Here is a 24,150-nt window from a genome sequence, read left to right on the forward strand (position 1 = left end):
TCTAAGTAGTACTGTCTTTAAGGCAGTACGGGAAAACTTTAAACTTACTGATATCAAGACTTTTTAAGCGTTATTAATTTCTTGGACATTGAAAGGACATAATTTGTTGATTTATTATTCAATTTTTAATTTTTCCCAGGTAATAAACAGTTTGAGAATGAATCATTCAAATTGATAAATTAATATATCTTACATATCTTATTTAAGACTATATAATAGACTTATAATAAGTCTCATCTAAGAATAACTATACAACGAATTTTTATTCATTAGATGTATATTCTATTTTTATTTCATTTATACATAATTATTGTTTCCATATATTTGAAGAAAAATAATTGACAAAAATTAGAAATATTCAATTTAGCAGCTATCTTATATGAGACTATTAAATAGACTTATAAATAGTCTTATTTGAGAATTAGTATACTAATTTCTATATAGATTTTTTAGCAATTGATACGCTTCATTTAATTTTCTCATTTGATCTGTTGATCCTCCAGCATCTGGATGCGTCTCTAAGGCTATTGATTTATAGGCCTCCCTAATTTTACGGAACGTATGAGCGGATCCTGCGGATGTTGATAAATTCAATAATTTAAGTGCTCCATGTACTGTCATTGTTGAGTCCAAAGTTTCAAATGAATTTGATCTATTATTTCGCTTAAATCTACTTACAAACCTTCTCATAAGTGTTGGTATTCTATTTATCAGATCTGATGTAGCAAAAGGGTCTTCTAAAACGCCAATCATTAATAAAACAATTTCAAGGGATGGATTTTTCTTTATCCAAAATGGGCATAATTCTGACATTAATTTATTGGCTGCACTCCACGTAAAGGGTAGATTTTCAGTTCCATCAAGATTTGGCCATATATCCCTTTCAAACCAATCCATCGAAGCTTCTACTACATGATCATTAGGAACTGATCCATATAAGGTTTTCCAATGACTAATTAACTCAATTCGACATTTTATTAATTCAGTTTCTTTAATTGTATTAATTTGAATATCATTAATATTCTCCTTTAATTTTTCACTATTAATACTTCTTCTTAGATTCTTTACTTTTTTTTCAACAAAATTGGGAAGGCTTATGTTTGAGTTGGCTTTTTCTTTATATTGATTGTTATTTGTAAATCTTTTATTCAAAGATATCTCATTAACTTCTTTTTTTACGTCTGATTTAATTAATACCAATGCAGTATCTTCATCAATATTTAAATTTTCATTATTATTATTCTCGTTAAAGTCTATTTCTTGCTGTTGGTTCTTAGGTAGTAAATCATCTTCTTGAAGAAGTTCTTTAAGTATCTTTTCTATTACAGGTCCTCTTGCTCTAAATCCCCACTCTTTTCGTAATTGATCAAACCTGGAAATTAGTTCCTCAGGTAAATCAATTGAAATTCTTTTTGTATTTGAATTTTCAGGAATATTCAATAATATTTTCTTGAATAGTATGGAATTTATTTAATTTTATTCAAAAAAAATTGAAAGTCCATACGGAATATTGTTTTTAAATTAAAACCAATTTATTTTTATGTCACAAGTCAATTAAGTGTCTTTTTATAATAAAAATAAAAAATGTTTAATTGTTATTTCAAGTCATCTAAAGAAAAAAAGAGTTTTTATCAACATAAGAAATTAGAAATGCTCAATTATATTAAGGATTCACTTGAACGTAAAATTGCCTCCGTAACAGCATCTATAGAAGTTCTAGAAAGCCAAATAAGCAGGGATAAGGAAGTTGAAGTAACTAACTAGTATTCAAACAAAACTTTCTAGAAGTTTTTCAGGGCCAAATTTCTTTAAATAATTAATATTTGAATTTTCAGTTACTAATAGATATCCTGCAAATCCTAAACCGTTAATACTGAAACCATGAATATGATCATTTTTTCTTTTTATAATAGCGATCCATTTATTAGTTATTAAAATATTGTAAGGATATATCGGTTTCTTATCACTAATAGGGTCCCCAAGTCCTAATTTCTTGCATAATTCTAAGTAAAATTCAAAAAGACATGATGGATTTTCTAAAAAATTAAATTTGGATACAATAATATTTTTTTTAAGCTTACTATCTAGATCTTGATATGAGTTCATCTCTAAAAACCACTTTTCTCTAGGGCATGATATCTCACCTTTAGATCTACGCAGAAGTTGAAAATGCCTGTGAGGTTGACTTGCTCCCGCAATTGGAGAACTATTGAAAAACCATAATCCACTAGTATCTTTATTAACTTGTTGGATCGCTCTCCAATCTTTAATATCTAACCATCCATTTTGAGGTTTCCATTCATTTGTAATAAGTAAAATATGACCTTTTTGTACAGGGTACTTATTTAATATTAGTTGATGATTATCACCAATTTTATCAATTTCTAGTATCTTTTCCCAAGGACAAAATGGATTTTGCTTAGGACCATAAATTTTTTTTTTATTAAATTTTGAAGTATCGAGTTTCCTAATTATGAAGTCGTCTTTTTCATATAAATCTCTTGTAATAATATCAGTTTTGAGAGGATATAATGATTCATCATCAATTGATAATCGAGTTTGTTCTAGTGCTTTTTTCCAATATATTTCTAAACTCATTTAAAAAAATTTATCATTATCATTTTAAAAAAAAAAATAAACTTGTAATTACTTTTTATTAAATTGATATTCTTTCAATTTTTCCAGAGGTACTGATTCTAAGACTACAATATTCGTTGATTCTAATATGACTTTTGGTGCAAGACCGTCTAATAATGCTTGCTTCCACCTATCAAGACAAATACACCAATGATCACCATCCTTTAGTCCTGGGAAGGAATAAATAGGCATGGGAGTTATTAAATCATTACCTTGTGATTTACTATATTTCAGGAAATTATCATCCATTACACAACATATGGAATGATTCCCTCCATCATTTTTGTCATAGTTGCAAAATCCATCCCTGAACCACCCTGTCATAGGTGCGCAACTACAAATCTCAATTTCTTCTCCAAGGACATTTAACTGATTTTGATTATTTATGGTCATAGATTTTTTTAATAATAATAAAACACCAACATTTCTTTAAAAAAGGTTGACGAGTATGGGGGGTAAGGAGGTAATAATTCTAATAAGGTTTTTTTCATTATGGATTGGGACTTTACTGAAAACATTGCATTTAAAGCTCTTTATGAAGCTTTTAAAGATAGTGATGAAACTTCCGCATTAGAATTTTTATCTAGTGATGGTGCTTCATATTATCTTGAGTTAACACAGGATGCCGCGGGTGAGGGACTTGATCTGGGTGATAATGAAACGATGGAAGAACTACAGGAAGAAATTATTGAATATTTAGAAAACAACTAAAAATTTAGCTTAAGCGCTGAAATATTTAGCTTTTGAGTGTAGTGAAATGATAGCTGTAGTACTTTGTTCTGGATGAAGTTGTTCAGATTCATCCATGGTCAAGTTTATTCTTTTTGCATCCAACAATGATAATTGTATGTTTGAATCAGATACTTTTGGACATGCAGGATAACCAAAAGAATATCTAGCTCCTCTATATTTTTGAGCTAGTATTTCTCTATTTTTGTCTGGTTCTTCAGACCTAAAACCACATTCAATACGAATTAATGCATGGACATACTCAGCTAGAGCTTCTGCTAATTGCACTGTAAGTCCATGGAATAACAAATAATCGCTATATTTATCTTCTTTAAATAATTTTTGAGAATATTCACTAGCAATATCGCCCATGGTTACTGCCTGCATAGGAAATATATCTATCGGTTTATCATTTTTCAAATCACAATAAAAATCAGCTATGCATAAATTATTCCCAGATTTTTGTCGTGGAAAATTAAATTGGGAAATTTTATTTAATGATTTCTCATCAAATAAGAAAATACTATTATCTTTTCTCCCGCATCTGAAATATCCATAAACTGCTTTGGGTGATATAAGTTTTTTCTCTATAATTATCTCTAACCATTTATCTAACAATGGTTTAGCATATGAATCCAAATAGTTATTGTATTCATCTACGCTTTGGTTTTTTCCTTTTTTTATTTGCCATTGCCCGCTAAATAAAGCTTTTGTATCTAAATAAAATATTAACTTATTTAAATCTATATCAACATCGTTCAAGACTTTCGTTCCCAAGAAAGGGGCTTGAATTGGATCTTCTTCATTTATAAATTTAGATCTTATAAAATTTTCTTTTAAATTTAATTTGGAAGTCTCGGTATTTATGGATATTGATTTTTTAACAGCTTGAGAGTTGGATTTTGATGAGGCTAAATTAATATTTATACCCTCATTGTTAATGAAACCCTCTGTATTTGACCAATTACCCTTTTTCTTATTATCCATATATTCATTCATGAATTTAAGATCAGTGAACGCATCTTTTCCGTACAATATTTTCCCTTTATATATTTTGCTGCAGTCCTCATTTACAAATTTTGGGGTTAAGGCTGCGCCTCCTAATATTACTGGTACACTAATATTTTCATTGTTAAAAGCCTCTAAATTATCTTTCATAAAAGCAGTTGATTTAACAAGTAATCCGCTCATAGCGATGCAATCTGCATTGTGCTTTTTTTGTGCATCTATAATTGCTGAAACATCTTGCTTTATTCCTAGATTTATTACGTCATAACCATTATTTGTAAGTATTATATCTACCAAATTTTTTCCAATATCATGTACATCGCCTTTGACAGTTGCAATTAAGAGTTTTCCATTTGATATGTTTTCATCTACAGTTTCCATATATGGTTCTAAAATTGAAACAGCAAATTTCATTGTTTCAGCGGATTGGAGTACAAATGGCAATTGCATTTGACCTGAGCCAAATAAATCTCCTACAACTTTCATCCCATCTAGTAAAAAGGTATTAATTATTTCAAGAGGTTTATATTTTTTTAACGCTTTATTTAATTGATCCTCTAATCCTATTTTTTCTCCATCAATAATATGATTTTTCAGACTTTCTTCAAGAGTTAGGTTTTTATTTTCTGAAGATGCTTTTTTGAAATCTTGAATAGATAAATCTTGAAAAGCCTTTGTTAATTCTACTAATGGATCATAAATACAAATATCATCTTCAAATTCTCTTTTGTCATATATCAAATCTAAGCAAAGCTTTTTAGTTTCTTCAGAAATTTTTGATAATGGCAAAATTTTATTTGGTGCGATGATAGCAGAATCTAATCCTGCTTTAATGCATTCATCTAAAAATATTGAATTTAGATTAATTCTTGATAATGGTGAAAGACCAAAACTAATGTTTGATATCCCAAGTATGATATGAATATCTGGGAAATTTTCACGAATTTTTAATATAGCACTAATAGTTTCTTTAGCGTTTAATCTATCTTCTTCTATCCCTGTAGATATTGGCAGAGCTAATGGATCAAAAAATAGCTCATAATCTGACAAACCACATTCTCTTGTTCTATTAATCGCTCGTTTGACAATCTTATATTTTTTTTCTGAATTCCTTGCCATTCCATCTTCATCAATTGTTCCGACAACAAGACCTGAACCATACCCTAAGGCTAAATTTAGAACTTGATCAAACCTTTCATTGCCATCTTCGTAATTGGTTGAATTTATAATACATTTACCACCAGCTGACTTTAATCCACTTTCCATTTTGTCAGCATCTGTAGAGTCAATCATTAATGGTAAATTTATATTGGTAACTAGTCTTGAAGTTATTTCTTTCATATCTTTCACTCCGTCTCTGCCTACATAATCAACATTTACATCAAGAACGTGAGCATTTTCTTTTTGTTGTTGCTTGGCAATTGCAACTAAGCCATCCCAATCGTCGTTATTTAATAACTCCCTTACCTTTTTCGATCCACTTGCATTTAATCTTTCTCCTACTATCAAAATTGAATTGTCTTGTTTATATGGCACAGAGTTATATATTGATGAGGCAGATGGAATAAAACCACTTGAATTTTTCTTACCATTGTTGTAGGTCCTTTCAATATCAATAATTTCATCGATTATTGAAGACAGGTATTTTATATGTTCAGGTGTTGTCCCACAACATCCACCTATTAATTGAACATTAAAGTCATATATAAAATTCATTAACTGCATCTTTAATTCTATTGGCTTTAATCTATAGTGAGCTACACCACCAATATTTTCAGGAAGACCTGCATTGGGAATACAGCTTATAGCGAAGGGAGAATTTTCAGACAAATATTTAATATGTTCCTTCATTTGCTCAGGACCAGTTGCACAATTAAGTCCAAGGATATCTATATTAAATGGCTCTAATATTGTTAATGCAGAAGCAATATCAGATCCAACAAGCATAGTACCTGTTGTTTCCATTGTTATAGATACCATTAAAGGTATATCAATATTTTTACTTTCAAGAATTTCTTTTGATGCTAATAAGGCAGATTTAATTTGTAAAACATCCTGACAAGTTTCAATCAAAAGAAGATCAACTCCTCCATCTATAAGACCATAAATTTGTTCTTTATATGATTGCTTTAATTCATCAAAATCTATATGTCCTAAGGTGGGTAATTTAGTTGTTGGCCCAATTGAACCTGCTACAAACCTTGGTTTATCAACTGATGAGTATTTGGCAGCAGCTTTTTTTGCTATAAATGCCGCATTTTTATTTATCTCATAAGCCTTATCCGCAATATCATATTCATCAAGAACTATTGATGAGGCTCCAAATGTATTAGTTTCTATAACATGACAACCTGCTTCTAAAAATGAATTATGAACCTTCTCAACTACCTCTGGCGATGATAAAACAAGGTTTTCATTACATCCCTCTAATTCTTTTCCTCCAAAGTCATCTGCAGTAAGATTTAAGTTCTGAAAAGATGTTCCAGTACCTCCGTCAAAAATAATTAATGGTTTTTCATCTCTATTTAGATAGGTTCTGAAAGATTCCATTTTTAGGTAAAAATTAATTTATTTTAGTGAAATTCTTGTTACCCAATTATCATAGTCTTGAGAACGACCTTCTGTTATTTCTATAAGCTTACTTTTTAATTTATTCATTATTGGTCTTTCAACATTTAATTCAGTTGATTCAATTTTTTTAACTGGTGTAATTTTTGCTGCTGTACCAGTTAGAAAAACTTCATCTGCTATTAATAATTCTGTTTTATCAACAGGCCTTTCAATTACATTTATTCCAAAAGATTTTGCTAATTCAATTACACTAGCTCTAGTAATCCCCTCAAGGATATCTTGATCAACACCAGGAGTGATTAAGTCTCCATTCCTTACAATAAATAAATTCATACCACTAGCTTCGCTTACCTTACCACTTGAATTTAATAGCAGGGCTTCATCAAAACCCGATAAACTAGCTTCTGTTTTGGCTAATGAACTAGTAATATATGCTCCACTTATTTTTCCTCTTAAGGGGAGAGATCTATCTTCTTGTCTTGTCCAACTACTCATTCTACAAGAAACACCATCTGGGGATAGATAATCTCCTAGTTCAATACAATAAATAAAGAAATCTGTTTCAATATTGTGTAACCTTGGCGCTATACCTAAATCGCTTGTATATACAAATGGTCTTATATAAATAGGTTTTTCTGGCTTGTTTCTTTTTATAACTTCTTCTAAGGCTTTAAAAATATATTCTTCAGAAATTTCAGTTAAGAGTAATTTTGCACTTTGAGATAATCTTTTTATATGTTTATCAGTTCTAAACAAAAGGAATTCTTCTTTGTTTGTTGGGTTAGGTATCGCTCGCATTCCTCCAAATGCAGCAGTACCGTAATGTAGTGCATGAGTAGCTATTGATATTTTTGCTTCTTTAAATGGAATACATTTACCTTCGAACCAGGCGTATGGAAGAAATTCATGCATATTTAATTTATTTAATTAAGGTAAACTTGTTTTATCCTACTTACGTATTCTAAACCTTATTTATATATAAAAATGCACAGGATATTAAATATAGCAGGAAATGAAAAGAATAAGGATGATTTAATTGAGCAACCAGCTGCAGATTTTATTTTTATAACAAGTGTCAAGGCTGATTTAAATCTTATATCAAACTTATTGTTAGAAAAAGAATTTGCTTCATTAAAAAATAATATAAGAGCTTTAGAAATTTCTAATTTAAATTCCTCAGCTCAAATAGATAATTATTTATTAAAAACAATAAATTATGCAAAAGTTGTCGTACTTAGAATATTTGGAGATAAAGGTACATGGAACTATGGAATTGAACAACTTTTAAATTGGCAAGCAGTTAATAAAAAAAGGAAGTTAGTAATCCTATCAGGTACCATTGACCAGGAAATTTCCTTATGTGAAATAAGTAGTATAGATAAAAATATTGCATTAAATATTTCTAGATTACTAAGATCTGGAGGACTGGATAATTATAGAAAGTTTCTTAATTGTTTAAATTATTTAGTTGTAGATGAAAAATTAATTCCTGATGATTTTTTGAATATTACTTTTTATGCAGATCCCTATTTATATGATTGGAAAAATGAAAAAGGCGAAAAGATAGGAATAATATCCTATAAATCACTTTTTTTGGCTAATGAAATTGAAGTAAACGAAAAACTTAACTTGCAATTAAGAAAATGCGGATTATCTCCTAAAACATTTTTTATTTCAACACTAAAAGATCATATTATTCAGAAGAAATTAATAGACATTTTTAAAAAAGAAGATATTAAACTAATAATTACCACAACTTCATTTTCTTCATCTCAAATCAAAAATAACGATTTAATTGAAAATTCAACAAATATTTTTACTTCTCTTAAAATTCCAATTTTACAGCTTCTTTCTTCTAATAGATCAAGAAAAAAGTGGTTAAATTCATCTATTGGAATGAATTCATCTGATTTATTAATGCAAATAATTATTCCTGAATTTGATGGAAGAATTACTACCTGTCCTTCAGCATTTAAAGAAATAATTTCTAAGAAAAATACACTATATAGTGAAATAACTAGTTACAAAGCTGATCAAGTAGGTATTCAATGGATTTCAAAATTTGCAACAAATTATGTGAAACTTCAGAAACTTAATAATTTTGATAAAAGAATTTGTTTAGTAATAAGTAATTATCCAGTAAAGAACGGAAGAATCGGTAATGGCGTTGGTCTAAATACACCATCTTCAATAATAAATATTCTTAATTGGTTAAAAGAAGAAGGTTATGACCTTGGATCTTGTAATTATCCTCAAGATTCTTCGGAATTAATGTCAATGCTTATAAAAACTAGAACTAATGATATTGAATCTCAAAATAATAAACCATTAGATTACTTACCACTTAGTGAATATTTAAAATATTGGAATTATTTAGAACTTGATCCCAAAAATATTATTGTTAATCGTTGGGGTAAACCATCTGATGCGATCGATCTAGATAATAAAGGCTTCTCAATAAATGGTATTAGATTTGGAAAAATAACATTATTGATTCAACCTCAACGAGGTTATGACGCTTTCACTGATAGAGATATTCATTCTCCCGATCTTCCACCTCCCCATAGATATTTAGCACAATATTTTTGGATTGAAAAAGTTTTTAATGCAAATGCTATGTGCCATATTGGTAAACATGGGACTGTTGAATGGTTACCTGGTAAATCTATAGGTCTCAGCAATAAATGTTTTCCAAATATTATTTGTCCAGCAATACCAAACATATATCCCTTTATCGTAAATGATCCTGGAGAAGGATCCCAAGCTAAAAGAAGAACTGCTGCAACAATTATTGATCATTTAACCCCTCCTTTGGATAGGTCAGAATTATATGGAAAATATTCAATATTAGAAAATTATTTAGACGAATATTTTGAAGCAAAATTATTAAATTCTAATCGGATTGAAATAATAGAAAAATCCATTTTTGAATTAATTAAAAAAGATTTTAGCGAAATTACTTTAAAGAATAAAAATAATCAAATAGAAGAAATTGATTCCTTTCTTTGCAAAATTAAAGAATCTCAAATTAGGACAGGTTTGCATATTTTTGGCAATAGGCAGAATGACATTAATGAAATAAATTTATTCTTGTGTATTGCTAGAGTACCAAATGCCAACCGAATTGGTGTTATTCAATATATAGCAAAACATTTAAAACTAGATTTGAATCCTTGGACAAATCAATATGATCAAATGTTAAGTGAAAAGGATAAAAAAATATTATTGACTTTTTCCAACAAAAACATTTTAAACTTTAGAATGGCTATTGATTTTTTGGAACAACAAGCAAAGTATTTAATATATTTGTTTTTTTACAAAAAGAATACCAATATAAAAAATCTAGAAAAATATAAAAATCAGAAAATAATAGACTATTTCTTTAATGAAAAAAAACATAATAAGTATTTTTTATTATTAAAAAAAGAGATTCTATATCCAATCATTAATTCTTCATATAATGAGAAATTATCATTTATTAATTCATTAAATGGACAATATGTAAAAAGTGGTCCATCTGGAGCCCCTACGAGAGGTAAAACTGAAGCTTTACCCACTGGTAAAAATTTCTTTTCAGTTGATTCGAGAGGACTGCCAACTGAATCAGCATGGAGTGTTGGTTGTCAATCCGCTTCACAAATACTTGATTTATACAAACAAGATAATGGAGAAGATTTAAAAAATATAGCAATATCTGTATGGGCAACATCCACAATGAGAAATGGTGGTGAAGACATTTGTCAAATACTATATTTATTAGGAGTACAGCCTATTTGGGATGGGCCTTCAAGAAGAGTAGTTGATCTAGAAATCATTCCTTTATCTGTTCTCGAAAGACCAAGGGTTGATGTTACTTTAAGGATTTCGGGAATGTTTAGAGATGCATTTCCACAGTTAGTTAAATTAACTTCTAAAGCAATAAATCTTGTTTCTAATCTTAATGAGGATGATAAATTTAACCCTCTTGCTGGGGCATCAAGGGATGGTGATTCAATTAATCGTATATTTGGGTCAGCGCCAGGTTCATATGGAGCTGGTCTGCAAGAACTAATTTCAAATTCTAATTGGGAAAATATTGATGATTTTGGAGAATCTTTTCTTAATTGGAGTAAGTGGATTTACAGTGATAATCTTGAACCTATAGAGGATAAAAAATCATTAGAAAATGCTCTTAAAAATGTGCAGTTAGTTGTTCATAACCAAGATAATAAGGAACATGATATTTTAGATTCTGATGATTATTATCAGTTTCAGGGTGGATTATCTTCAGCAGTAAAAAAATTGAGCGGTAAATTACCTGAAATGTATCATGGTGATTTATCAAAATTTGGATTATCTAAAATTTCAAAATTACAAGATGAAATTAATAAAGTTGTTATATCAAGAATACTTAACCCTAAATGGATAAATGGAATGAAGGATAATGGTTATAAAGGAGCGTTTGAATTTTCAGCTACACTAGATTACTTATATGCTTTTGATGCTTCTACTGAAGTAGTCTCAGATTGGTGTTATGAGGAAGTTTATAAATCATGGTTATGTGATCTGGATCTTAGGAATTTCTTTCTAGAGAATAATCCATGGGCTTTAAGAGATATTGCACAAAGATTTCTTGAAATTGTCAATAGAAAAATGTGGAATAATTGTTCATCAGATGTCATTGAAAATTTAAAGAACATAATTATTAATACTGATTCAATAATTGAAAAAAACGAATTCTGAATTATCTACCTAATAGCGAAAGTCCATGACTATCTGTTCCGCATGTTTTTAGCATTGAATATTTATCTGCTAATTTATCTATTTCTGAACATACAAATAAACTAGGATTCCATACTTCATTAAGTTCATAATCGTACCAAACCTCTATTCCATCAATACCTTGTATTTTGGCCTCTGGAATTAATTTATAAAAGGGAATCCTGTATCTCGCTGGATGTGCAAGAAATGATAAACCACCAGCTAAATTTATTGCTTTAATAACTGATTTAATATTTAAATCATTACCTATTGGAGACTCTCCAAGGATGTAGGGATTTAGGTATTTACTTTTTATATCTATTCCCAATCCAATTACATGTACTAAACATCCTAGAATCAAACAATTAATTTCTATTCCCGAAATTAATGTAAAAGAATCTTTAGGATAATTTTTGAGTATATTATTTTTTTTTATATATTCATGAGCTTTAATTGTATGATGATCGGTTATTGATAAAAATTTCAAGTTATTTTTATAAGCTTGTTCTAAAAGTTCATATGGTTCTAGACTTCCATCACTAAATTTTGTATGACAGTGAAAATTAATATTTTTAGGACAACTATTTTTATTAATATTGGAAGTTAATTTTACTAAGTCTTCCCTATTCATTACTTAATGAATTCTCATTTTTCTTTCTAATCTTTGCATATAATTGTATTGAAGCCAACATGAAAATAATTAGTCCAACTACGCTCCATGTAGCAACACTAGTTGGAAAATTATTTTTAAAAATAACTAAAAGTACAATTATAAATAATAATAAAGTAGGCAATTCATTTAATAATCTAAGGTTTTTTGCTGAAATGGTTGAAGTACCATTTTGTAATGAATACATTATTTTATAACAATAAGAATGATAAATTACTAATCCCAAAACAAAAGAAATTTTAATTTGCAACCACTTCTCACTTAACCAACTTGGTTGCATAATAACCATGCATATAGCCATACTTAAAGCTAATATCATCCCAGGTGTTGTGATTATATTCGCCAGCCTTTTTTCCATCAAGGTGTATTGTTTATTAAAGGCAATTTTTAATTCATTATCCATATTTTTAGATTCTTCATGATATATAAAAAGTCTTACTAAATAAAAAAGTCCCGCAAACCAAACGATTACACCAATAATGTGAAGTGATTTAAACCAGAGATATGCTTCAGCTGCCAAATTACTAGATTAATTTAAAAATATATATTTTTAATATAGTTATATTTAACAATATCAAGAAATCTATTTTTCAAAAATTAATTAATATTTATAACTCGTTAAAATATTCATATATATCATTTACTGAATTTTTTCCAAGTCCTTTAACTTTTGATAAATCCTCTTTACTAGCTATTCTTATCGCGTCTATTGATTTAAAATGCTCAAGCAATTCTCTTATTCTTGATGGTCCTAATCCACTGATTTGGGACAATTGAGATCTATTCATTCTCTTAGATCTTTTGTCTCTATGAAAAGATAATGCAAATCTATGTGCTTCATCTCTTACCCTTCTTAATAGAAGAACTCCTTTTTGATTTTCATCAGTATCAAGAGACTTAGTAAATCCTGGAATAAATATTTCTTCATTTTTTTTTGCCAATGAACATATAGTTACTTCTTCCTCAAGATTTAATTCTTTTAATGCTTTAATAGCTGCATTTAACTGTCCTTTTCCTCCATCAATCATTATTAAATCAGGCCAATCTGATAGAAGTTCATTGTCTAATTTACTATTCGTTTTATCATTTAATATTGAAAAATCCCCTCCGCTTTTTTTAAATCTTGACCATTTTTTAAACCTTCTATGTATTACTTCATATATCGAAGCAAAATCATCACTATGTCCTACAAAAACGTTTGGATCTTTAATTTTATATTTCCTATAATGCTGTTTAGAAGGAATCCCATCAATAAAAACGACTTGTGATGCTACAGGGTCACTACCTTGAATATGGCTTATATCATAACCTTCAATTCTTTTAGGTTGTTCGCTTAATTCAAGTATTTGGGCAAGATCCTCAATTGATGATTCATTATCTTGTATCCCATTTAATATTCTATCTAATTCCAATTTCGCATTTTTTAAAACCATTTCTACAGTTTCATGTTTTTTATTTCTTTTTGGGATTAAGATTTTTACTTTCTTTTTTCTTAGCTCCGTTAACCAATCCTCTATGGTTGCTTGTTTTGGAAGGTTATATTGAATAAGAATTTCTGATGGTATTTCTACAGCTTCAACATTCATATAATGCTCTTCTAATATCTTTTGTAAAATAAGATTTTCATCTTCATTATTTAATTTTTGACTATAGCCAATTCTCCCAATGAGCTTACCAGATCTCATTTGGAAAATTTGTATACTAGCTACATTTTTTTCTGAAACTATTCCAAAGATATCTCTATTAATTGAAGAATCTGGTATTGATATTTTTTGTGATTCAGTTAATAATTTTAAACCTGAAATTTGGTCCCTTATTTTTGCTGCATTCTCATAATCTAAATCATTTGAAAATTGCAGCATTTTTTTTTGTAAAAATATTTCTAAGTCATCATTTCTTCCCTGAAATATCATAGATACTTGTTTCATTATTTTTTTATAATCGTCAGATGATATAACTTCTTGGCAAACACCTGGACATCTTCCTATTGAATAATTCAAACAAGTTCTATCTTTATAGACTGGCCTTGGTCTTTGTCTAAGTGGAAATATTTTTTTTATCGTAAATAATGTTCTCCTTAATAATCCGACATCAACATAAGGTCCATAATATCTATCTAAATTATTTCTATTTCTTCTTCTTCTTGTAATAAATATTCGAGGATATTTTTCACTCCAAGTTATACAAAGATATGGATATTTCTTATCATCCTTTAAAAGAATATTAAAATATGGTTTGTTTGTTTTAATTAAATTTGACTCTAAATTTAATGCTTCATATTCGCTATCTGTGACTATTATTTCTATTTCAGTTATTTGACGAACCATCAAACTTAATCGGGGAGTTAAATCTGAATAATTATTGAAATAACTACTTACTCTACTGCGTAGTTTTTTAGATTTACCGATATAAAGTAAGTTATTATCAATATCTTTAAAAAGATAACAACCAGATGACTTTGGAATTTCGGATAATCTTGATTTTAATAACTCCTTATTATTAATTAATTTATATTCAATTTTAAAATTATATTTGTTATTTATTTTTTCGATAGAGGAATTACTCATTTATAATGATTAACCTCCATAATTCCAGCCAGTTGAAGATAAATTTAGTGAGTCAACATCATTATTCAGATAAGCAGATTGAACCTCTCCTACAAAAACGGTATGGTCTCCATGCATAACACTTCCAACAACATTACATTCAACACCACCAACACTATCAACTAAAATAGGCAATCCAAGCTCACCTAAATTAAATTCAACAGATTCAAATCTACCTCCTAATGCTTTTTGAGGTTTAAAGAAAACAGCTGCTAGATCCTTTTGATCACTTTTGAGCACATTTAATGAGAACTTATTGGTTGACTTTATTATTTCATGACTAGAACCCTCTGCTCTAACAGCCATTACAACTAATGGTGGGGTGAAGGAACCTTGAGTCACCCAACTTGCAGTAAATCCATTCACTTCATTTTTATCCTCGTCTCTAACGCCACAAATAAATAATCCGTGAGGTATTTTTCTTAATAAGATTTTTTTTGCTTCTAGATTTAATGTCATAATTGATTTATCTAATAATCTTATTTTAACTAAATTTCTTATTCGATCATAATAAATTCATGAAAATTCTTTATCCAGGTACATTTGATCCTTTAACAAACGGGCATCTTGATTTAATAGAAAGGGCTGAAAAAATATTTGGCAATCTAGTAGTTGCTGTTTTAGAAAATACTTCTAAAACACCAACATTTAATCTTGAAAGAAGAATAATACAAATAAAAAATTCTCTTTCTCATTTACCTAATATTGAAGTTATTTCTTATTCTGGTCTAACTGTTGATTGTGCAAATGATCTAAAAGCTAATCTTATTCTTAGAGGCTTAAGAGCAATGAGTGATTTTGAGTATGAACTTCAGATTGCTCATACAAATAAATCTCTTAATAATGATATTGAAACTATATTTTTATCGACAAATACAAATTATAGTTTTCTTAGTAGTTCTTTAGTAAAAGAAGTTGCAAAATTTGGTGGTGAAATTAATCACATGGTACCCCCCTCTGTTGAGAGGGATTTAAAAGAATATTTTAAATAATATTTTTATTAACAAGATTTCAAGTAATAAAGATCACGTAATAATTTAAAAGCTTTTTCTTTATCAATTTTATTAGAATTTTGGATAATGCTTATAATTATTGGCTTTTCATTTTTATATAAAAAGCCAGATAATGCAAAGACATTTGAAAGAGTCCCAGTTTTGCCAAAAAACTTTCCAGACAATTCACTATTTACAAATCTTTTAGCTAATGTTCCTCTCACTCCCGTAATTGAAAGTGTAGATTGATAAGCTTTAAAATCATTAAAATATCTCATTTTATCTAAAAACAATACAACTAACTTTGTTGTAATTTTATTTTTTCGAGACAATCCACTAGCATCTGCAAAGTATGCATTAGTTGCTGGGAGGCCTTTATTTTCAAGCCATCTTTTCAATTTTATATAGTCATTATCGTTCCATGTATTTGAGGCATTTTTAAAGAGAGATTCAGCTGTAAAATTATGGCTTTCAGAATTTGTTAGAGTTAATAATGAAAGAATTGGAGTTGAATATATTTTATTTATCTCTTTAATATTTTTTAAATAAAAAGTTTTTTCTGAATCAAAAAAATCTATATATATTTTTGAATTTGGAAATTTATTTTTTAAATAATTTTTAATAAAATTTTTTAATGCATAAATATCATCATATTTATTGTGATTACTTTCTATTGCAAGAGATGTAATTGGAGATCCATATTCGTAAAGTTTATCAGTATTTGTCCAACCATTAGGCCAATATAATTTTGAATCAATTTCTACAATATTAAAGTTAATAATTTTATTTTCTTTAACATTTGAAATTAGTTCGATTATATGTTCATAATTAAGATCTGGATCACCTTGACCGTGTAAATAATAATCGTTTTTATTTTTAAATAAGGAAGTTTTTAAATTATTATTTAATTTATATTTACTTAAAACATAAGCTGATGAGAATAATTTTTGATTAGATGCCGGCAACCTTGGAACATCCTCATTGTAGGAACTTATTATTTCCCCTTTATTATTAATAATTGATACACTAAAAGAATCATCAAGCGTTTGATTCAATAAAGCATCATAAGTAGGACATATTTTGTTTTTAGTAATTATTCCCGGGAAATTAAAATAAATACTATTTAAAATAGTTATTTTCTGATTTGCTAGTAAATATCTTATTAAGAAAGGAGATGTTACTAATACAAGAACAATTAAGAAAAATGAATAAATTTTTTTTATCACATTCAATCTATAAATTTACAAAAATAGATTCATTGTCGGGTTTAATTTCAAATTCTTTTTTAAAAAAATATCTTTTATTTTCTTCTTTGAAAAGCAACCAGTTATTTGGATAAATATGCATAAGAGCAGCTTTATTTAAAGGCTGCAGAAAATAAATATTTTTCCATGTTTTGACAAAGTTTTTACGTCGCTCTCTAATAACACTTCCTATACCAATATTGGCATCTTCAAATTTTGGATTTAATGAATAATGCGTACCTTGATAATTATCAGACATTGGTTCAAATGAATCGAAATCATATGGCTGAGGTAGTATCGATATCATTGCACTATCAATATTATTTATATTATTTGATTCATTAAATGATTTAAAAGTAAAGATTTTATCTTTGATATCTGGATAGTCTCTTTGAGCCAAAGCCACAGCACCTTGATCAGCAAATGTTATGAATACATTATTATTTTTAGACAATATCTTGTAGATAGTTATTCCAATTCTGTTAAACTTCAATCCTTCAAAATTAAATTCTATAGTAAATCTTTTATTTGAATCTAATAAACTTGGAATAATTGCATCCTCCATATTCTTAAGAGATTCATTTAAATCTTTAGGTAGTCTGTAATTGGTTTCCATTAAAATTTGTCAATACATATTTGAATAAGTTCTAAAAATTTATCTATTTCTGACTTATTGTTTATTGAACCTAAAGTAACACGAATATTTGAATATAGTTCATCATCTTTTAAACCAATATTTTTAAGTGTTGAGCTAGGTTTCCCAGATGAGCTTGAACAAGCACTTCCACTACTTATGGCTATTTTATTTTCTGACATGAAATTAACAATCTTATAGGCCCTTATAGGCTCAAATAGTTTATTTAATAGTAGAAACGAAATATGATTGGGAAGTCTATGGTTAATACTACCCGTAATCTTTATATGATTATTATCCTTAATTTTTTGAAAAAAATAATTTTTAAGTTTATTAATATTATTAGAAGGAAATTCAGTTATGTAATCATATAATTTTATTTTTCCTTTAATATTCTTTAATGATTCATACATTCCAGCGATTAATGGCAAAGCTTGTGTACCTTGTCTAATTGAAAATTCCTGAGTAAGTGATATGTCATTATTTTTTAAAATTTGTCTAGACTTTTCTTTTGTTAAAAGAATACCGATCCCTTTTGGACCTCCAAATTTATGAGCAGATAAACTTAAAAAATCACATTTAAGATCTTTCCAACTGAATATTCCATTACTTAATATTTGAGTTCCATCTAAATGAAACATTATATTTAATTCTTCACATTTGGAACCAATAAATTGGACAGGTTGTATTGTCCCAATTTCACTTTGTCCCCAAATAATTGATACAAGCTTAGTATCATTGTTTAAAAATTTTTCGATATTAGAAATATTTAAAATTCCATCATTATTTACCGTCCATTCGTAAATATCCCAATTTTGTTTTCTTAGTTTATTAGCACAAATAGTTGTTGCTTGATGTTCAACATTTGAAATAACAACCCTACCATTTTTAAATTTCTCATAAATATTATTAAATACAATATTTGTCGATTCCGAAGAACCAGATGTAAAAATTATATCCTCTGGATCTGCTTCAAATATATAAGCAATTTTAGATCTAATTTTTTCAAGATATGTAGAGCATTTTATCCCTAGCTCATATGTAGATGAAGGGTTATGCCAATAATTCCTATAAGTTGAATTAATTATATTTAAAACATTCTCAGATAATGGAGTTGTGGATGCATTATCTAAATAGATAAAATTATTTTCCATTAATTTACTAACATTGATCCTGAGAAAACCTTTTTAGCATTACCGGTCATCATTACTTCACAATCGTCTTTTGACCAATCAATTTTAAGATTACCTCCTGGTAAGGTTACTATGGTTTGTGAATTACAAAGGCCTAATTTATAAGCTGCCACATGGATAGCACAGGCACCTGTTCCACAAGCTAAGGTTGGTCCTGCACCCCTTTCCCATACTTTTACTTTGATATTATCTCTATTTAAAATTTGACAAAAATGCACATTAGTTTTTTCAGGAAATAATTCATTTTTTTCAAATATAGGACCAAGTCTGGAAAGAACAATTGACTCTATGTCTTTTACAAAGAATATTAAATGAGGATTTCCCATTCCTACGGCATAACCCATATTATTAAAATCTTTCTCAATAAATTCGTGTGAAGGAATTGAATTTATTTTTTTTTCAATTGTTGTTGGAATATTTTGACATTCTAAAATTGGAACTCCCATTTTTACTGTAATTTCATCATTTATATATTTTGCAATTTTTAAACCTGCTTTAGTCTCAATTTTATATTCTATATTTTTATTATTCATTGAATCATTTACGTGGAGATACTCAACTAAACACCTAATTCCGTTTCCACACATTTGTGCTTCAGAACCATCAGAATTAAAAATTATCATTTTTGCATAATTATCTTCATTAGGTTCTTCTATAAAAATCACACCATCTGCTCCAATACCAAATTGCCTGTTGCAAATTTTTTTTATATCAAATATTTTATTTGTCTTGTAATTTTTATATAATTCATTTCCTCTAGAATCTATTATTACGAAATCATTTCCGTTACCTTGATATTTTTCAAAAGTTATATTTTTCATTTGTAGATAATATATTTTAAATTTTAATTATAAATTATTCCTTTTAACAATCTATTTCTATTTTATACAATGGATATTAAAATAATAATTTAACAAATAAAAATTAAGTGATTTCTCCCGATAAACAATATGAGGCTGATACCAATTTATATAATCCATCTGAAATAGAAAAAAAATGGCAGTCAATATGGACAGAAAACAATTTATACAAAACCGATGAATTAACTGAGAATAGCGATAAATTTTATGCCTTATCAATGTTTCCCTACCCTTCAGGTAATCTTCATATGGGACATGTTAGGAATTATGTTATTACAGACTTAATAGCTCGATTCCAAAGGTTTAAGGGCAAATCTGTTTTACATCCAATGGGTTGGGACGCTTTTGGTTTGCCTGCTGAGAATGCAGCGATTGAAAGAGGAATTAGTCCAAGTGTCTGGACTAAAAAAAATATTTCTCATATGAAGTCACAATTAAAGCTTTTGGGACTATCAGTTGATTGGGATAGGGAATTTGCAACATGTGATGAAAATTATTATATTTGGACTCAATATCTATTTTTAGAGTTATACAAGGCAGGTCTTGTATATCAAAAGGAATCAGAAGTTAATTGGGATCCTATAGATAATACAGTCCTAGCGAATGAACAAGTTGACTCAGAGGGTAAATCTTGGAGATCTGGGGCAGTAGTTGAAAAAAAATTATTAAAGCAATGGTTTTTAAGAATTACTAATTATGCGGATGAGTTATTGAAGGATTTAGAAAAATTAGATAACTGGCCAGAAAGAGTAAAAATAATGCAAGATAATTGGATTGGAAAGTCAATTGGTACAAATATTAATTTCAATATCAATACCAATCCAGAAAAGAAAATAACTGTATTTACAACAAGGCCAGATACTTTATTTGGAGTTACTTATTTAGCAATTTCTGTTAATCATTCATTAATTAAAAAAATTACTGATCAAGAAACCATACAAGATATAGAAAATCTTAAACAATATTTGAAAAATAATAAAAATAATGAACTTGAAAAAATTGGAATAAAAACTAGCTTAATAGCAATAAATCCAGTTAATTCTGAACCTATTCCTATTTGGGTGGCAAGTTATGTTCTCGATGAATACGGTACAGGCGCTGTTATGGGCGTGCCTGCTCATGATCTAAGAGATTTTGAATTTGCTAAGAAAAATAATATTGATATTAAACAGGTAATAATAAAGGATAAAAGTGAACAAACTAAAGAGCTTGATGAAGCTTATGTGGAAAATGGATATCTTATTAATTCAAATCAATACAATGGTATAGCAAATACTATTGCTAAATTAAAAATTTCAGAGGAGGGAGTAAATAATGGATGGGCCGAAAATAAGATTCAATATCGTTTAAGAGATTGGTTAATATCTAGACAAAGATATTGGGGATGTCCGATACCCATCGTTAATTGCAAAAAATGTGGAGCTGTTCCTTTAAACCAATCGGATTTGCCTGTTTCATTACCAAAAGATATAGAAATCTCCGCTAACAAGATTAATGCTTTAGGTGATAATAATAATTGGATAAATACAACATGTCCAAAATGTGGAATAGCGGCAAGAAAAGAAACTGATACTATGGACACTTTCATGTGTTCATCTTGGTATTTTTTAAGATACCCATCTTCAAAATGTTCAACTAAGCCATTTGAAAAGAATGAAATTAATAAGTGGTTACCTGTAGATCAATATGTTGGAGGAGTAGAGCATGCAATATTGCATTTGTTATATGCAAGATTTTTCACTAAAGCTTTGCGAGATAATGAACTATTTGATATTGATGAACCTTTCAAAAAACTATTAACGCAAGGAATGGTTCAGGCCGCAGCCTATAAAAACAATAAAACTGGTAAATATGTTTCTCCTTCCGATATTACTGACTTATCAAATCCTACAGATCCAATTGACAATTCTAAACTCGAAGTTCTTTTCGAGAAGATGTCTAAGTCTAAATATAATGGAATAGACCCTGAATCAGTAATTAAAAAATATGGAGCAGATACAGCAAGAATGTTTATATTATTTAAAGCACCACCAGAAAAAGATTTGGAATGGGGAGATACAGATGTTGAAGGACAATTTAGATTTTTAAGCAGGATTTGGAAGCTTTATATAAATTGTGCAAAAGATATAAATAGTAAATCTAATTCCTATCCAGATAAAGAAAAAAGTTTAATAAAGTCAATGAATATCGCTATAAAAGAAATTTCAAATGACATATTAAATAACCAATTTAATACTGCGATTTCAGAACTAATGAAGTTTTATAATTCATTATCAAATTCCATTAATGACGTAAACAATAATTTAAAAATTGATGCTTTAAAAACATTTTGTATTTTGTTGGCTCCATTTGCACCTCATATTGCAGAAGAAATATGGCATCTTATAGGATTTAAAAAATCTGTACATTTAGAACACTGGCCTTCATTTAATGCCGAGGCACTAAAGGAAGATTCATATGAACTAGTAATACAAGTGAATGGAAAAGTTAGAGACAAAGTAAATATTAATAATGATATGAGTGAAGATCAAATTAAAGAATTGACTCTTAAAAGACCTAACATATTAAAATGGACTCAAGATAAGGAAATAAGAAAAATAATTATTGTTAAAGGAAAAATAATGAATATTGTTGTTTAAGAATTTATTTTTTGAATAACTAATGAATTTGGATTTGACCAATCGCCCTTAACTAAATAATTATCATTACCGAAACACATTTCACGGAGTATGAAAAATATAGGTTCACTAACTGAATTATCAAATAATGATGTTATGTCATTTATAGAATATTCTCCACCTTCATCTAATAAATTACTTACTTTTTGTTGATACTCAATAATATTTGCGGCTGCTTTCTTTCCAGCTTCAACTCCAGGTTGATCATATGCATTTATATTTACCAATTCAGCGTAGAAGGATACAGCCCTCTCAAATAAAGCGATTAAGGCACCTAGTGAAAAACAATTTAACTTTTCTAACGTAATAGTGATACTTTGTCTGTTTTCACTAGAGAGTGCTGATCTGGTTCCTTGCAAAAAACCAGAAAGATATTCTTTAGGATTCTCTTTTTCATCAAAAATATTAGTAGATGGAGAATCTAATAATTCAATAAAAATACAAAAGAAATTATCAATACCATCTCTCAGTTGCTGAACATAAGCATGTTGATCTGTAGATCCTTTATTACCAAAAACGGAAATACCTTGATTAACTACTTCACCATTCCTATTAAATTTCTTTCCTAATGATTCCATTACTAATTGCTGGAGATATTTACTAAATACCTGTAACCTATCTCTATAAGGTAATACGACCATATCTCTCTTTCCAATACCATCCCCAGTTAAATACCATGCGGATGATAATAGTGCTGCTGGATTATTTTTAAAATCACTTATACGTGTGGCTTCATCCATTAATGATGCACCTCTAATAAATTCAAATATATTTTCATTAATAAGAGCTAATGGAAGTAATCCCACAGAGCTTGTAATACTAGTTCTTCCTCCAACCCAATCTTGCAAATTAAATATTTTTAACCAATTTTCAGAAGTGGCTTTTTTAAATAACTTACTATCTTTCATAGTTATAGCTATAGCATTAGAATTCCATTCAAGAGAATTGTTTTCGCAGTGACTTTTAATAATTTCCATAGCAATTCTAGGTTCAGGCGTACCACCTGATTTGCTTACTACTACAAATAATGTTGTTGATAATTTTTCAGATAACTCTTCTAACTTTTCGCTAATTAAAAAAGGATCAACATTATCGATATAAGAAAAATTTAAGCCTTTAGAACACTTCTGCAGTGACTCTGTAATAAGTAATGGTCCTAATCCACTTCCACCAATTCCTATCCATAGAACATCAGTATACTGCTGATTATTCTTATTCTTAATATCTCCATTTAAAATTTGTTTTCCAAATTCAGAGATTGCATTAATATCTGCTCTAATTTCCTCTCCTATTTTTGAAGAGGGTGAAATTGATGGATTTCTAAGCCAATAATGTCCAACTTGTCTATTTTCATCAATATTTGAGATTGCACCATTTTCTAATTCTTTTATTGATGAAAAAACATCTATAAATTTATCTTCTAAATTTTTTATCTCTTTACTTGTGAAATTAATTTTGCTTATGTCTAACCAAATATTTAATTTTTTATCAAACCAAAGATAATTACAAAATTTATCCCAAGAGTTTAAATCTCCATTCATTTTATATATTTGTTTCTTTTATTTATTATTCAATTATATCTATACGA

The 24,150-nt window shown here is 28.4% G+C and carries 18 protein-coding genes; 4 read left to right on the plus strand and 14 right to left on the minus strand.

The features are described 5' to 3' along the window. Nucleotides 1-429: 429 nt before the first annotated feature. The 3 genes from MK115_RS04545 to MK115_RS04555 form a co-directional block, all read right to left on the minus strand. Nucleotides 430-1,440 (minus strand): molecular chaperone DnaJ, encoded by a 1,011-nt coding sequence (locus tag MK115_RS04545; protein WP_287609706.1) that lies wholly within the window; start codon nucleotides 1,438-1,440, stop codon nucleotides 430-432. A gap of 327 nt (nucleotides 1,441-1,767) precedes the next feature. Then, the gene (locus MK115_RS04550) at nucleotides 1,768-2,598 is read right to left on the minus strand and encodes an ATP adenylyltransferase family protein (RefSeq protein ID WP_287609709.1); all 831 of its coding nucleotides are present in this window, start codon (nucleotides 2,596-2,598) and stop codon (nucleotides 1,768-1,770) included. A gap of 48 nt (nucleotides 2,599-2,646) precedes the next feature. Next, complete coding sequence (locus MK115_RS04555) at nucleotides 2,647-3,030, minus strand: DUF2237 family protein (protein WP_025923183.1); 384 nt, start codon at nucleotides 3,028-3,030, stop codon at nucleotides 2,647-2,649. Between the two features lie 99 nt (nucleotides 3,031-3,129). Here MK115_RS04555 and MK115_RS04560 point away from each other — a divergent pair, with 99 nt between their 5' ends. Next, nucleotides 3,130-3,348, plus strand: coding sequence for a DUF8667 family protein (locus MK115_RS04560; RefSeq protein WP_025888346.1), 219 nt, complete (start codon nucleotides 3,130-3,132; stop codon nucleotides 3,346-3,348). A gap of 9 nt (nucleotides 3,349-3,357) precedes the next feature. On the opposite strand, the gene metH is transcribed toward MK115_RS04560, so the two are convergent. Both metH and MK115_RS04570 read right to left on the minus strand, forming a co-directional pair. Then, nucleotides 3,358-6,924, minus strand: a complete 3,567-nt coding sequence (gene metH, locus MK115_RS04565) for a methionine synthase (RefSeq protein WP_287609714.1) — start codon at nucleotides 6,922-6,924, stop codon at nucleotides 3,358-3,360. 18 nt (nucleotides 6,925-6,942) lie between these two features. Further along, nucleotides 6,943-7,857, minus strand: a complete 915-nt coding sequence (locus MK115_RS04570; protein WP_025894521.1) for a branched-chain amino acid transaminase — start codon at nucleotides 7,855-7,857, stop codon at nucleotides 6,943-6,945. A 72-nt stretch (nucleotides 7,858-7,929) separates the two neighbouring features. Between MK115_RS04570 and cobN the strand changes: the two genes are divergently transcribed. Beyond that, nucleotides 7,930-11,667, plus strand: a complete 3,738-nt coding sequence (gene cobN, locus MK115_RS04575; protein ID WP_287609716.1) for a cobaltochelatase subunit CobN — start codon at nucleotides 7,930-7,932, stop codon at nucleotides 11,665-11,667. Nucleotide 11,668: 1 nt separating this feature from the next. Here cobN and MK115_RS04580 read toward each other — a convergent pair whose 3' ends face one another. From MK115_RS04580 to MK115_RS04595, 4 genes are all read right to left on the minus strand, one after another. Beyond that, on the minus strand, nucleotides 11,669-12,316 hold the full coding sequence (locus MK115_RS04580) for a PHP domain-containing protein (protein WP_025923179.1): 648 nt from the start codon (nucleotides 12,314-12,316) through the stop codon (nucleotides 11,669-11,671). Further along, on the minus strand, nucleotides 12,309-12,875 hold the full coding sequence (gene hemJ / locus MK115_RS04585) for a protoporphyrinogen oxidase HemJ (RefSeq protein ID WP_079292514.1): 567 nt from the start codon (nucleotides 12,873-12,875) through the stop codon (nucleotides 12,309-12,311). Before hemJ ends, MK115_RS04580 begins: the two co-directional genes overlap by 8 nt. Before the next feature lie 88 nt (nucleotides 12,876-12,963). Then, nucleotides 12,964-14,922 (minus strand): excinuclease ABC subunit UvrC, encoded by a 1,959-nt coding sequence (gene uvrC, locus MK115_RS04590; RefSeq protein WP_287609719.1) that lies wholly within the window; start codon nucleotides 14,920-14,922, stop codon nucleotides 12,964-12,966. 9 nt (nucleotides 14,923-14,931) lie between these two features. Continuing rightward, nucleotides 14,932-15,420, minus strand: coding sequence for a flavin reductase family protein (locus MK115_RS04595; RefSeq protein WP_011818417.1), 489 nt, complete (start codon nucleotides 15,418-15,420; stop codon nucleotides 14,932-14,934). 59 nt (nucleotides 15,421-15,479) lie between these two features. On the opposite strand from MK115_RS04595, the gene coaD reads away from it, so the two are divergent. Continuing rightward, nucleotides 15,480-15,953, plus strand: coding sequence for a pantetheine-phosphate adenylyltransferase (coaD, locus tag MK115_RS04600; protein WP_025961160.1), 474 nt, complete (start codon nucleotides 15,480-15,482; stop codon nucleotides 15,951-15,953). 8 nt (nucleotides 15,954-15,961) lie between these two features. Here coaD and MK115_RS04605 read toward each other — a convergent pair whose 3' ends face one another. Genes MK115_RS04605 through dapF form a run of 4 tightly spaced genes read right to left on the minus strand, consistent with a single transcriptional unit; the run spans nucleotide 15,962 to nucleotide 19,845 of the window. Beyond that, entirely contained in the window at nucleotides 15,962-17,179 is a 1,218-nt protein-coding gene (locus MK115_RS04605; RefSeq protein WP_287609725.1) for a D-alanyl-D-alanine carboxypeptidase, read from the minus strand. 7 nt (nucleotides 17,180-17,186) lie between these two features. After that, nucleotides 17,187-17,813, minus strand: a complete 627-nt coding sequence (locus MK115_RS04610; protein ID WP_011818414.1) for a DUF1995 family protein — start codon at nucleotides 17,811-17,813, stop codon at nucleotides 17,187-17,189. Continuing rightward, entirely contained in the window at nucleotides 17,813-18,985 is a 1,173-nt protein-coding gene (locus tag MK115_RS04615) for a cysteine desulfurase family protein (RefSeq protein ID WP_287609727.1), read from the minus strand. The genes MK115_RS04610 and MK115_RS04615 overlap by 1 nt, the downstream gene beginning before the upstream one ends. Further along, the gene (gene dapF / locus MK115_RS04620; protein WP_287609729.1) at nucleotides 18,985-19,845 is read right to left on the minus strand and encodes a diaminopimelate epimerase; all 861 of its coding nucleotides are present in this window, start codon (nucleotides 19,843-19,845) and stop codon (nucleotides 18,985-18,987) included. Before dapF ends, MK115_RS04615 begins: the two co-directional genes overlap by 1 nt. A 107-nt stretch (nucleotides 19,846-19,952) precedes the next feature. Between dapF and leuS the strand changes: the two genes are divergently transcribed. Further along, the gene (gene leuS / locus MK115_RS04625) at nucleotides 19,953-22,523 is read left to right on the plus strand and encodes a leucine--tRNA ligase (RefSeq protein ID WP_287609731.1); all 2,571 of its coding nucleotides are present in this window, start codon (nucleotides 19,953-19,955) and stop codon (nucleotides 22,521-22,523) included. Here leuS and MK115_RS04630 read toward each other — a convergent pair. Beyond that, a complete protein-coding gene (locus MK115_RS04630; protein ID WP_287609733.1) occupies nucleotides 22,520-24,103 on the minus strand; it encodes a glucose-6-phosphate isomerase in 1,584 nt (527 codons plus the stop codon). The genes leuS and MK115_RS04630 overlap by 4 nt on opposite strands. Nucleotides 24,104-24,150 lie beyond the last annotated feature (47 nt).

The organism is Prochlorococcus sp. ALOHA_ZT_50 (assembly GCF_022447305.1).
In the GTDB taxonomy this organism is placed as follows: domain Bacteria; phylum Cyanobacteriota; class Cyanobacteriia; order PCC-6307; family Cyanobiaceae; genus Prochlorococcus_A.